Consider the following 12,568-nt stretch of genomic DNA (forward strand, 5'->3'; position numbering starts at 1 on the left):
AAACCTACGAACACTATTCTCACCCAAAAAGTTAACTTTAACCAAAAAATCCGCACGGGGTACGTGCGGATCTATAAATCAATGCTTGCGCTCGTTCCTCTGCATCTTCTTCAGTTTAGCAGGGGTTACATCGTTTCCAGCAGGATCGACGACTTTAACACCTTTCAACTGATTCTTGAATGATTTGCGAGCACTTTTCAAGTACTCTTCGCGCAGCTCTTTCTGCTCTTTTTTCTCAGCATTAGATAGTTCTTCTTCTTTTGATTTATTGGCAAGTTCGTTAATACGATTTAATTTATCTTGAGATAGCATAACCAAACTCCTTTGTGAGTAGTTTCGTAGAGTTCATAGTGTGCAAAAGGAAAAAGACAAGAATCAACGACTCTTGTCCTCTATATCCTAACTCGTTTCATCGGAATTTTCAAGTGAAACGTGCTCCTTATAGCGCCTGTGCACCGTTGCCTTCGACACATCATAACCTAACCCTCTTAAGGTAGCGGCGATTTCATGGAACGTCAACTTATTGTTCCTCAATCTGATTACTTCCTCGATTGGAAATTCAATTCTTTCTCGGCCAGGAGCCAAGTGCTGATTAGATAGATTCCTAGTCGGATCAAATCCATTATCGACCGCTTTCTTCATGCCTCTTCTGATTTTCATATTATGTATTTTCCGTTGGTACTCTTCCACAATTCCTACTATTTGAAGGACCATCGAATCGGACTCTGAAAATTCCAGCTCGCCTTCGTGAGTAAGCGTATATATAGAAACATTTAATTTGTTCAGTTGGTGGAAAAGGGCAATTTTGGTATTCCCTCTTCCAAGTCTTGTTTCGTCTTGTATAAGAAGAGCGTCGGCTTCTTCTTTTGAGAAGTAGTCAAGCAAACGGAATATTCCGTCCCGTTCGATACTGTATCCGCTTGCTTGTTCTGCAATGCAGTCAACAACTTCCATCGAATGAGCTTGTGCCATTTCCATCAATTCTGATTGTTGTCTTTTCAACGATGATACTTGCGCTTCTTTTTCCGTGCTGACACGGCAGTAAAGGATGACTCTCATGATGTTCGTTCCTCTCTTCTAAAATCTATCACTAGCATAATATACTTCAGCCGCTTGTGACCATTGAAAAGTAAAGAAACGCTAAGCTCGCCACAAACATAATCATATACGTCACATCTAGTTTTGATAGCTTATTAAACATCAATAATCCCTCCGTTTTTTGAGAACGAACGTTCCTAAGAACCTCTGTTCGCCTTTTGTCTGAGTTCATTGTATATACGAACACATGTACTTGTCAACTATTAAATTCGAACGCTTGTTTGTATTCTTATTCTTGGCATGGTACAATGTGGTTACTATAAATCTATGTACGAGGTGTAAATCTATGAGTAAACTTTCAAAGCGGCAGCAAGAAATACTAGACTATATAAAAGAACAAGTGATGTTAAAAGGGTATCCACCCTCTGTAAGGGAGATCGGCCAGTCTGTGGGGCTAGCATCCAGTTCAACTGTTCACGGCCATCTATCACGTTTAGAAAAGAAAGGGTTCATTCGTAGAGACCCGACAAAACCAAGAGCCATAGAGGTTATGGAGCTCGAAGAAGATAATACGATCCCTCGCACAGAAGCCGCTTATGCACCGGTCATCGGTAAAGTTACCGCTGGTTCACCTATCACGGCTGTGGAAAACATTGAAGAATACGTTCCGCTTCCAAGTAACCTGGCTGGAAATGAAGAGAATACATTCGTCTTGATTGTTCAAGGAGAGAGTATGATCGAAGCAGGTATTCTTGATGGAGACATGGTCATAGTCCGCCAACAGCAGACTGCTCAGAACGGTGATATTGTCGTTGCCATGACAGAAGAAGAAGAAGCGACAGTGAAGCGGTTCTTCAAAGAACGCAACCACATCCGTCTTCAGCCGGAAAACGCAACGATGGAACCGATCATTGTGAACGATGTATCCATTTTAGGTAAGGTCGTTGGGCTTTATCGCATGGTACATTAAAAACAAGAAAGAGACTCACGTACTGATACGTGAGTCTCTTTTTTATAGTAAAAGTTGCTGAAATTGTTTTATAAAACTTTATATTTCATCCATCGACCGAAAAGCTTTAGCGTTTACTAATTCTTTTGCTTCCCCGCCATAACTCACCATACTTTCTCTTCCTCTTTGTAGAGATTGAAAATATTGTATCTCTCTATCTAATACGTCCTATAGAAAGAAAGCGTCTCAAGAAAAAGCTTACTCCTATCAGGATACGCCTTTATCTCTTCGTTTAGATGTATGAGGGAAAGCGGACAAAATATTCTCTTTTCGAAATGTGCGAACATGTTTGCGATCATAGCAGAAAGCAACGACGTAATGACTACGTACATCAACTACACGGATCGAACGTTGAGTGATTTCCCCTGTATGTGATAAATATATAACGTCGATTTTCCTCTTGTCTTGCTTCGATCTGTTGAGCAACGATTCCATCTTTAACTCCTCCTCAACTTAACGAACGTATGTTCTTATTACTATTATATGTTGTAAGAGGAGCTATGTATACTATTTTGTTCCGTTTCAACCTGGTATTTAATGGTGAGCTTCGATTTACATTTTAATTGCTCAACCGATCAATTTCTTCTCGCAAATCCCGAATCTCCTTTTTGTTTTCCTCGATCAATGTAAGAAAGTTTTGCCTCAACCGATTCACTACAACTGCGACTTCTTCCCGTGTCATATTTTCTTTAGGTCTTTTGCCAATGAAATAACCGTTTTCCTTCGCTTCTTCCCAGTCCTTCTTCGCCCAATCACTCGGTTCATTATTATCACGTACCACAGTTAGCTCCTCCTTTGGTTCCCTTCCGGCTGCACTGTTACGATTCATGACGTCCTTCATTTTTCTCATAGAATCCATACCATACAATCCATCTACCTCAAGACCGTGCTCTCGCTGAAACTGCTTCAATACTGAGTCTGTGGACGATCCAAAGAACCCATCCGCTTCAAGGTTATATCCGATATCCCTTAATGCAATCTGCAACCTATACGTATCATACCCAGAGTGTCCTTGTTGCGGTGGCCCTTCGTTCAATACAACGTCCCTAGGTCGACGGCCTGCCTTCAGATCCCGCCATGAAAGGCCGTCCGTCAGCTCCAAGTGAGCATAATCCCTGAAATTCTTCCAATCACCGCCCCAGTTAAAGCGCAGCGCCTTACCAAACTCAGCAACAGATCTCCAATCTTTATTTACCGTCCAGGTTGCGTCCGTACCGTCCCAGTTCGTCAGAAAGTAATCAACCGCAAGCCCGTAATTGTGTACGGATTGACCGGGCTTGGCATTGGTGACGACACTGCCTGCTGTTGTTCGTCCTTGATTATAAATCCGCTGCTGCTCTGTATTGGAGCGATATCCAGAACTGATTTGAACATTAATTCCGTCCCTGTAGCACTTGATCAACAATAAATGTATTTTATCCTTTACGGCAGGGTGGACAGCCTTCATGTTTCTAAACGACCTGTCGATAAGTGTCTGCAGCGCTACTCTACTCATAAGAAACACCCCTTTTCTTACATATCTACTTTTGAAATTAGAGAAATCTTATTAATGATAAGAAAAACCCTTAGAGTAAGAAGCTCTAAGGGTCTAATGATCAATATGTCTGTAGATACTGTTCTCTCTCCCACGGATGAACCTGCGTTCGGAACATAATTCCCGTGGTCATATTATATCAAACCCAATGAAAAGCCCTTTAAATATAGTACTTCTATACGTAAGTCAATCAAACCTTCTTCTTCCTAATAAACCATTATGGGGTGTTCCTGGGGTGAATATGGGGTGGATTGTCGCCCCAGGAGTACACATATAATAGGTAGGAACTCAACAATAAAAATGTAATTCTCACTTTCAATATTTAAAAGACGTATGAGTCATGCTATAAAACCATCTGTTTTCAATATTAATAAAAGCATTAAAAATCATACTCTAGAAAACATAATGCATAATCCGTTAAATTCTTTAACATTCAAAGTCATTATCTTCATAAAAATATCCCTCTTCTTATTTACTTCGTAGTGTCAGCTAACTAAATCTGCTTTATATTCTATTCTATATTAATTGTCCAATCTCCATCTGCGTTTACTACAATTGCATACATACCCGTATCTGGAAGTGCTTCTCGGGTGGACCCCTCATAATTACCAATCTCATTTGCGAGAAGAGCTTGCCCGTTTACAAGAACTGCGAAGTTAGACTGCCCGGAGTGGCTGAACGAAAACTTGTGATTCCCGCTTTCGGCATTAATGAACACGACGTCATCTCCGCTCCCTGACAGCTCCCCTGGAACATCCTTTATATCAACCGGCGGAGTTTGGTGAATATCAAAGTTCCAAGAGCCATCTGCTGTAATATTTAAGTAGTAAGTACCTTGAGAAGGGATCTGCGCAAATGTTTTCCCTTCATAAGTCCCTATAGTGTTTACGAGTAGTTCCAAAGTTTGCCCACTCTCATCTTGAAGCTCAACAGCAAAGTTTGAACTTCCGCTCTTATGAGATGCATCGAAGACTGCCCAGCCCGCTTCTAACTCAATTCCATCACTAGCAGTATTACCTGAACCACTTAAAGTTGTTTTGGACTGTTCTCGGAGTTCTTTTGCCTCTTCTTTAGCTTTAGCTTCAGAAGCAGCTACACTCTCTTCTCCAAAAGCATTCACTTCGTCCATTGTAGTGAATGAGTTAACATCAGTGATACGCTCTCCATCAGTAGATGCAACTACAAAGCCATCAGTTGCTTTAATTACGTAACCAACGTTTCCATTTCCTATGGATATGCTTTTGGTGTGATCTGCATTGAGTTTCTCTTTTGCTTCCTTAAACTTCTCATCACTCATGCCGGCTAGAACCGCTTCTTCAACGTCCACTACAGACGCAGGATCAGCTTCTTTTTCTGGTTCCGCTTCAGTTTCATCTGCTCTTTCTTGTTCTTCTGTTTCTTTTTCACTTTCCGATGCTTTAACTTCTTTTACATTATCTGATTCTGATGAAGTCTCTGTTGCAGGTTGAGTTATATTAACTAACACAATAAAGGCCACAAACAACCCCAAAAATATGCCGAAGTTTCTTTTGGCTTTTTTGTTCTTTTTGATCAATGATATTATTCCCATAACAAGAAAAACCAAAGAACCTAATACTACTATTGTTATTAACGAGTCCATTTAGCCCTCTCCCTCAATAAATATTTATAATGCTTTAGTCCCTGTATTCTATATCAACTAATAAATCCCTTCTTTTCTACAATATTCTTGCATCCGTTATTTCAGCGAAATCTATATATGTACGCAGCTTATCCGATTGATCAATACCACGCACCCGTTTTGTTTGTGTATCTATAGAAGTTATTTTCATTTTTGTGTAACTGAAATCGAACCCATTATGGTGTTGTAACTCTACAGTAAGGTCATCTTTCATTGCCAATTGAAGAACTTGTCCTATCTCCTCAAGCTTTTGCTCATCCAAAATCGGCTTTTCTATCTTTTTATCTTCCTTCCAGAGTTCTTGAATGGCTTCCACATGCTCTGGAAGCATCAATGACGTCCACTTAATCGTTCCGCGATCGTTTGGCTTACCCATGATTTACATTCGCACCTTTCTTTTGATAAGGGAACACCGACAATATGTTAGACAACTTAAATGAGCGAACTTGTTTCCGTGCATAACAATAAGCAAGAACCTGATTCCCATTAACCTTTACCACCCTAACCTGACGCTGAGACATATTTCCTTTGCTATCTAAGTAAATCATTTCAAGTGGTTGCTTACTTACTGTTGCTCTACTAATTATTCCATCCATTTATCGTCACCCCTAACACGAACGTTTGTTCTTATTGTATCACATAACTAAAATGATAAAACATCTCGCAAACAAAAAAACCCCGCCCCAACAATTGTTTGGGGGCGAGGATTGCTTCAACATTCTATTTATGTGTCACTCGTTAACTTCATCAAAATCCATGTTTGCAAGATTGAACAACCTACTATTTATTACTACAAATACCTTTTGTTGAATTTTTTCTAGTGCATCACGTTTGGAATCTGAAAAGTATGAGGAAAATTTATCTATTATTCTATCGATTTCCAGTTTATGATAGGGTCCATTATTAGTAATAATTTCATCTGGGTGATAGGAGAAAATAACTAAGGCACTCTTTTCTCGCCTTAATAGTTGATTTGCAATCTCTCCCCACCAATTCTTGTCACTTTCACCTAATGACATACCTAATACGAAAAATACACTAGATCGTTGAAGTGCCTTTTTTCCTCTTATGTAACTCTTTTCAGCTATTGCTTTATCAAGCTCTGGTTTAATAAAGGAGAAACTATAACGGCTATCTCTCATTTTCACTCCTAATTGTGTACTATCATTTCCACCTAGGTTCATATTTCGACTTGTAGAACCATGTACTTTTATGTACTCATGTTTTTTCATTGGAATCCCAAGCTTGCTATTCCCTATTGGTCCGCGTACTGACGCTAAATTATCCTCCATTAACTCATATGAATCCTTAAAAAGAGAAGTAAAATTAAAGTCAAGAATATTCATATGCATCGTCTTTACATCATTATTCAGTTTCAATACATTTCCTATTTGATCGCGGTTTAAATCACGTAATGATAAAAATAGAAGAGAAGCGCTTCGACTAAACTCTTCAATTATTTTGTCTTTTTCTTTTTCGACATTTATATTTTGTTCTATTGATTTTAAGTATTCAGTCAAGTGGGTTTCTATTTCCATTTTATCTACAAACAGCTTTTCATCTGATAAGCCACTTTCATCATTTACTTCTTGAGTTAGACTCATTAAACCCATTTCAAAATCCGACCATTTTTCATAGTACTTATCACTTGTATGCATTTTATTAATTTCCTTATAGATAGTGTTGTCATTTAGCGATTCACTATGTAATGCCGTTTCCCTAAGGTACTTATAAAAATCACTGTACTTTGTTTTCAAGTTGGCCTGGATATCGAATCCATTTCCAACCAGTAATGATACGTGCACTAACATCACCTCATAAAATTTTTTAAGCAGTTTTCCGAATGATTCTTACTCAATTTACATTGATAATAGCATATCGTTTGTAATAATTTGAATAATTCACAAAATAAATGACACCAAAACTGCACTTTTCGACGATTATAGTTATAGGAGGTGAAAACAATGAAGGAACTTAAAAAGCAGATTGCATTGTGGGAAGCACAACTGGATAAGAAAGAATTGGACCCAGAGGTCCGAAGAGTATTTGATAACATGTCTTCATACCTGATCAACCAGAAAGAGTACATAATCGAACTTGGGGACATGGTAGAGAACGCTCAAGAAGCTTATGCGGAACAGAGGAAGGAATATCTAATGGAAGGTATTAACCTGAAGCATTAAACTAAACCCCCTCACTTGACTAGAGTGAAGGGGTACCGCCTATGTATTACAATAACTTGTGAACGTGTCGGTGACTAGTCGACACAAGAGGTAAAGGCGATGGTATGTATACTATCATAATTTACCATTACAAAACAAAAAAAGCCCTGCTCGTCCAATTAAGGATAAGCAGGGCTTTACAGTCTATTTCTTCTGTTTTTCGATTTCTTCCTTAAGCTCTTTGATTGTTTCTCCGTTTTTCTTAATAATCTCAAGGAAGTTGTGTCGCAATCGATTGACGACAATAGCACTCTCTTCGCGGCTAATGTTTTCCTTTGGCCTTTTACCGTCAAAGTAACCGTTCTCTACCGCTTCATCCCAATCTTCTTCTGCCCACTTGCTTGGTTGGTGGTTATTTTCTGCCACTTTATTCTCCTCCTCTTTATCTGCAGCTGAGAAATCTCCCCTTTTCGTCGCGCCTTGTAAGGCGGCTTGCGTAGCTGGTCCGTTAAACCCGTCTACCTCAAGACCTTGGTCTCTTTGGAATTTCTTCAGAATTTTGTCGGTACCAGGTCCGAAGATGCCATCCAAAGCTAAATCATAACCAGCTTTTTTTAGCTGCCGTTGCATAGTGTAAACCTCATATCCTGCATGGCCCTTCTGTGCGACTCCCTTGTTAAGCCGCTCATCACTAGGACGGTCACCATCTCTCAGGTCACGCCATGTTAGCCCTACCGCTAAATCCAAGTGAGGGTAATCCCTAAACGTCTTCCAATCACCACCCCATTGGAAGCCAAGTTGCTTGCCAATTGCTGCGACTCTACGCCACTCTTTATTAACAGTCCATGTTGCACTGGATCCATCGTAAGTGGTTAGAAAGAAATCCACGGCCAACCCATAGTTGTGCACAGATTGTCCGGGCTTTGCGTTGGTTACTACACTGCCCGAAGTAGCACGCCCCTGATTATAGAGGCGTTGCTGTTCAGAACTTGAACGAAAGCCTGAGCTGAACTGTACATTGATACCCTCGCCATAGGCTCTTTCAATAATACAAAGGACCTTATCCTTTACCGCCGGATGAACTTCTCCAATATTGCGAACAGAACGGTCAATGAGTGTATCTTTGCTTACTCGTCCCATAATTAGTCCTCCTTGATTTTTGTAGTGCGACCCTGACGTTTCTGGACCAACTCGAATAGTCCTGTTGCCGATAGTCCTGCACCTGCACCTGCCCATAAGCGTAATGCCACATCCATATCAGTGAATGGGTAAGCAACTGCTCCCAACACCACTCCGATAACAACAGCAATCAAAGGAATAAAGTTTTTGGGCAACGCTGCTAATCGCTTGATCACTTCCAAGATTCCAGCTACAAAAGGACTAATCACTGTCGCAAAGATCAAAACTTGTGCCATCATTTCATTTTCCACTTAAAACTCCTCCTATTGTAATTCCAGTCTCTGGTGACTGTATAATCAGAGCGAGTATCGCCACTATGATTGCCCCGAGTATCAAGCGCAAAATCCATGTCGTATTATTTTCAATGCGATCGAGTTTCTGCTCTACGTTGTAAACTCGCTGTTTGGTCTTTGTGTGCTCGTTTTTCAGTTCGTCCACTTTGTCATCCAATTCTTTGAATTCTTGTCGAGTTACATACTCCTTATCCATGCTTGGCCCCCTAAAATAAACATTCATGAACGAAAGCTATATCGATTTCCCCTATTTATATAAAGAAGAGGCTCGGTAATACCGGGCCTCTTTTGTACATAAAAAATACACCTTCACTGAGGTGTAACTTCTTGTCGTATATAATCTTCGCGAACCATCATAATAAACTGGTTCACTTTCATTCTCTGTTGTTGCTCTTTCTTATCCTGCCTTGCCAAGGGAACATCTCGATCCAAGGTTGGTAAGTTCATGTTGAAAATTTCATTATTACCACATGGACACTCAAACCCTATGTTCTCGTATTCTCCAAGTTCATTTTTGGAGGACACGATGTTTGCAATCGGATGGATGGTTTCCTTCGTACACTTATTGCATTCGATGATTACACTATTCTCTTGAAATCCTTTCAGCAATTCGACACCCCCTTTAAGTTAAACACTGTAATACCCTGAAAAGTAACTATAGTTATTCCCCTCTGCTTCAACATAGAAGGAAAAACCATACTCCGTAAGGAAACTGTATTTTGGATTAGCGTTTTTCGCTACATGACTGAAATCAACACTTGATGGTGCCGAAGGTCTCGGAAGCGTGAAATATACGTATTGTGAAACCACCGGTGTGTTCGATGGCCGTCCTGCAGTAACGCCCGCTATGTTACATGGAACGTTTGTTATGGGGGCTGTGCTGAATAAATCCGTCCCGAGAAAGTCTATACCACCCGCAGATATATCAATTTGCGGCTCTCCACCATAAGCAGATTCATAGCCAGTAATAAGGGCACCAGCTGATAGTTCAATTTGGTTCCCGTCACTCCCCCCATAACCAAGGAAAAGCTTATTACCAATGAACAAGTCTTCGGTTACACGTATATCTGCATTCGATTTAATCATGTTTCCCGTTATGCTGTTCGCTGCAATATGACGTGCGGTGATCGCTCCCGCTTTTATAGCATTCGCTAGTATCGTGTCTGCCGCAATCTTCCCTCCATCCATATAGACAGAATTCTCTAGCGCCCATAATTTATAAGCGATTTCTAAATTCCCTGTATTAAATGGGACTGGTGCATTGCCTTCGTGTAGCATCGGTTTACGAGCTGAAAGGTCAAATGTGTCAGGGTTATTCCAGTCACCAAAACGCCAGCTAATGTAACAAAGAGGGTCAGAACCATCTAGAAGGTTAGCGGGAATGCGATAAATGTACCGAACCCAATTATTTTCTAAGGGCACCTCATTATAAGTAAGTAACTTTCTCTGAGTACTAACTGCACCGCCAGAAAAATAAAGTTCTCCTGGTCTCGTACCGAGTTCTTTCTTGTTGCGAAATTCGATACTCGCCCAATGCTCTACATTTCGATTCAACCAAATGTTTCCCGTTCCTTTCGGAGCAAAGTCCGGGTCTTGGTTTGATGCGCTACTCCCTTTTATATTGACGGATCCATCCGAACGAAAATCCACAAATTCAAAATTAGCGTCCACACAATTCCATTCCTGTTCTCCCAATTGGAACGTCGGATCGGGGAACATATTAAAAGCCGTGTTCGTGGCTGTGTTCAGAACTTCTTCAATGTCCGCTTTCTCGGATGGATCGAACCCATCATCAAACTGCGTATCATTTCCAACTACAATTTGATTGGCCAACAACTTCCCTTTTATCTTTTGGTACGTGACGGATGCATCTTCAATCTCTGCTTCCCCGATGACGACGTTGGCTATTTTCGCAAAGTCTATCTCTGCATTCGAAGCAATCAATTCATCTGTGATTGCTGCTTTAGCTATCTGAGCATACCCTACAGCTTGGTTCGCAATCTTCTGGTTCGTAACCGCTTGGTTTTCTATCGCCTGGTTCCCGACTGCTTGATTAGCAATGTGCTGAGCCTGTACTGCTTGCAGGGAAAGTTTCGCTGCGGTAACAGCTAAATCATCCAAAATGGCTGCATTTACAGAGCCCATAGCCATATCGATGCCCTGAATTCGAACCGTAACAGCACTTTCTTCTTCACTGAATGCTCCTGGTGTGCCGTGCGTGTTAACCGCTCTAACTTTGTAATACCATTGCTGATTAACGGCAACCTTATGAAGGAACATGCCGACTTTCCCTCGAAAGATGAGGTTGGTTGAGTCCGGTTCGAAACCTTGCACTTGTGATGCATACACTTCATATGCAGCAATGTAGCTTGAGGAGTTATACTCCCAGTTCAGCATCACCGTTTGGAATAGCCCTTCAGCTTGGACATTCTCAGGTGGATCAGGAACATCATCAGGAAAGTCCTCATCCGTCACTTTGTTCTCCGCTCTATCCCAAACACCTGCTCGATCATTAACCTTTTGGATGACCTCTTCAATCGCTTTTTCCCGCTCAAATAAATCAGAGTAGTTCCCCAACGTTATTTCCCCGTCAGTAGGGTCTCCGATGTCATATTTGAACTTGGTTACCCTTGCCTCAATAATAATCGGAGGATGAATGTCTTTGTTTATAGCTGTACCCGTATCACCGAATCGTGCCAATTCGTGTTCCTGCCCTGCAATCCCTTCGAATGTCGTTACGCTCATATTGAATTCTGCCTGCGTCTCCTTTCTCTCTTGGAGAGCTTGCCACGTTTTCATGAGCAGTACTTCCGGATTTTCTTCGTCTCCATCTTCAAATAAGCCTTTCCGGTGCTGCCGATCGCCTGTATCAGGAATGTATGTGCCATGTTTTTCTAAAGCACCTGGATCACCTACCCACTCTTGCCCGAGAGGCTTATCAACCGGGTTCCCATTCTCTACTGACCACTCAACATCAGCAAATGTAATCTTACGAGTGTACCCACCGTTATCCGTTTCTAGCGACTTCCCTTTCCCGTACAGTGCTGTTTTGGGATAATGCTTGATTTTACGGTGTATGCTCTCAATGTCCTTATCCATTTCCCAACGCTTCCCTGTATCTTTCCCTCTTCGATAAAGGAGGTCAATAAATCGACCAGTGATTCCTGACTCATCAATCTCTACACGATCAACGTATTCTCCGCCCCACACCTGCCTGATTTTGTTCAGCGTCTCTCTGGTACTGATATAGTAGAAGTTCGTAGACTGTAGACCTAAGTCCGCTACGGTTCCCGCCTGAAATCTTGTCCCCTCTAAGACGCGCTCGAGCGTGTACCTTGCAGTGCGATTCTGAGGACGGATATCTTCTACCATCTCATCATTCAGTTCATCCAGTGACGATAGGCATATGGCTCGTTTGATTGCTCCATCAGGGCCGTCGTCATCTTCCGGTTCACGTATTGTGAACAACCGAAAGTTCGCTTCCAGGTCTTTAAATACCAGTTGGTGGCCACCTACAATAAACGCTGCATCTTCATCATCAGCTGGCATTTCCAAAGAAAAGGTTGCTGTTCCATCCGTTGTCTCTTCGAATGGTGCACGATTGTAATTGACCGTCTCTGCCAGTAGTTCATCCATGTCATTATAAATATAGACAGGCTCTTTCAATATCTTCACCTCCAACAAAAAAGAGCC

15 protein-coding genes are annotated in these 12,568 nt (G+C 41.2%); 2 read left to right on the plus strand and 13 right to left on the minus strand.

Annotated elements, in window-relative coordinates:
* Positions 1-78 precede the first annotated feature (78 nt).
* Together E4663_RS06655 and E4663_RS06660 are read right to left on the minus strand one after the other, a co-directional pair.
* The gene (locus E4663_RS06655) at positions 79-312 is read right to left on the minus strand and encodes a DUF896 domain-containing protein (protein WP_079480100.1); all 234 of its coding nucleotides are present in this window, start codon (positions 310-312) and stop codon (positions 79-81) included.
* 87 nt (positions 313-399) lie between these two features.
* On the minus strand, positions 400-1,059 hold the full coding sequence (locus E4663_RS06660) for a YneB family resolvase-like protein (RefSeq protein WP_079480101.1): 660 nt from the start codon (positions 1,057-1,059) through the stop codon (positions 400-402).
* Positions 1,060-1,384: 325 nt separating this feature from the next.
* Between E4663_RS06660 and lexA the strand changes: the two genes are divergently transcribed.
* On the plus strand, positions 1,385-2,008 hold the full coding sequence (gene lexA, locus E4663_RS06665) for a transcriptional repressor LexA (RefSeq protein ID WP_079480102.1): 624 nt from the start codon (positions 1,385-1,387) through the stop codon (positions 2,006-2,008).
* A gap of 246 nt (positions 2,009-2,254) precedes the next feature.
* Here lexA and E4663_RS06670 read toward each other — a convergent pair whose 3' ends face one another.
* The 6 genes from E4663_RS06670 to E4663_RS06695 all read right to left on the minus strand — a co-directional run bounded on the left by E4663_RS06670 (position 2,255) and on the right by E4663_RS06695 (position 7,046).
* Complete coding sequence (locus E4663_RS06670; protein ID WP_135327027.1) at positions 2,255-2,482, minus strand: WYL domain-containing protein; 228 nt, start codon at positions 2,480-2,482, stop codon at positions 2,255-2,257.
* A 124-nt stretch (positions 2,483-2,606) separates the two neighbouring features.
* The gene (locus tag E4663_RS06675; RefSeq protein ID WP_135327028.1) at positions 2,607-3,542 is read right to left on the minus strand and encodes a D-alanyl-D-alanine carboxypeptidase family protein; all 936 of its coding nucleotides are present in this window, start codon (positions 3,540-3,542) and stop codon (positions 2,607-2,609) included.
* A gap of 550 nt (positions 3,543-4,092) precedes the next feature.
* Positions 4,093-5,202 (minus strand): hypothetical protein, encoded by a 1,110-nt coding sequence (locus E4663_RS06680; RefSeq protein ID WP_135327029.1) that lies wholly within the window; start codon positions 5,200-5,202, stop codon positions 4,093-4,095.
* 76 nt (positions 5,203-5,278) lie between these two features.
* Positions 5,279-5,617 carry a YolD-like family protein gene (locus E4663_RS06685; RefSeq protein WP_135327030.1) on the minus strand — a complete coding sequence of 113 codons (339 nt, stop codon included), beginning with the start codon at positions 5,615-5,617 and terminating at the stop codon, positions 5,279-5,281.
* A complete protein-coding gene (locus tag E4663_RS06690; protein WP_135327031.1) occupies positions 5,610-5,837 on the minus strand; it encodes a WYL domain-containing protein in 228 nt (75 codons plus the stop codon). Before E4663_RS06690 ends, E4663_RS06685 begins: the two co-directional genes overlap by 8 nt.
* Before the next feature lie 135 nt (positions 5,838-5,972).
* Positions 5,973-7,046: an AbiH family protein gene (locus E4663_RS06695; protein ID WP_206663475.1), complete on the minus strand. Its 1,074-nt coding sequence runs from the start codon at positions 7,044-7,046 to the stop codon at positions 5,973-5,975.
* A gap of 159 nt (positions 7,047-7,205) precedes the next feature.
* On the opposite strand from E4663_RS06695, the gene E4663_RS06700 reads away from it, so the two are divergent.
* Positions 7,206-7,424: a hypothetical protein gene (locus E4663_RS06700; RefSeq protein ID WP_135327033.1), complete on the plus strand. Its 219-nt coding sequence runs from the start codon at positions 7,206-7,208 to the stop codon at positions 7,422-7,424.
* Positions 7,425-7,607: 183 nt separating this feature from the next.
* Here the strand turns inward: E4663_RS06700 and E4663_RS06705 are convergent, their stop codons facing one another.
* From E4663_RS06705 to E4663_RS06725, 5 genes are all read right to left on the minus strand, one after another.
* The gene (locus E4663_RS06705; RefSeq protein ID WP_135327034.1) at positions 7,608-8,543 is read right to left on the minus strand and encodes a M15 family metallopeptidase; all 936 of its coding nucleotides are present in this window, start codon (positions 8,541-8,543) and stop codon (positions 7,608-7,610) included.
* Between the two features lie 2 nt (positions 8,544-8,545).
* Complete coding sequence (locus E4663_RS06710; protein ID WP_135327583.1) at positions 8,546-8,818, minus strand: holin; 273 nt, start codon at positions 8,816-8,818, stop codon at positions 8,546-8,548.
* Between the two features lie 4 nt (positions 8,819-8,822).
* A complete protein-coding gene (locus E4663_RS06715) occupies positions 8,823-9,071 on the minus strand; it encodes a hemolysin XhlA family protein (protein ID WP_158290439.1) in 249 nt (82 codons plus the stop codon).
* A 113-nt stretch (positions 9,072-9,184) separates the two neighbouring features.
* On the minus strand, positions 9,185-9,484 hold the full coding sequence (locus E4663_RS06720; RefSeq protein WP_135327036.1) for a hypothetical protein: 300 nt from the start codon (positions 9,482-9,484) through the stop codon (positions 9,185-9,187).
* A gap of 18 nt (positions 9,485-9,502) precedes the next feature.
* The gene (locus tag E4663_RS06725; protein WP_158290440.1) at positions 9,503-12,541 is read right to left on the minus strand and encodes a phage tail spike protein; all 3,039 of its coding nucleotides are present in this window, start codon (positions 12,539-12,541) and stop codon (positions 9,503-9,505) included.
* Positions 12,542-12,568: the final 27 nt, after the last annotated feature.

This window comes from Halobacillus salinus, assembly GCF_004684905.1.
GTDB lineage: Bacteria > Bacillota > Bacilli > Bacillales > Halobacillaceae > Halobacillus > Halobacillus salinus.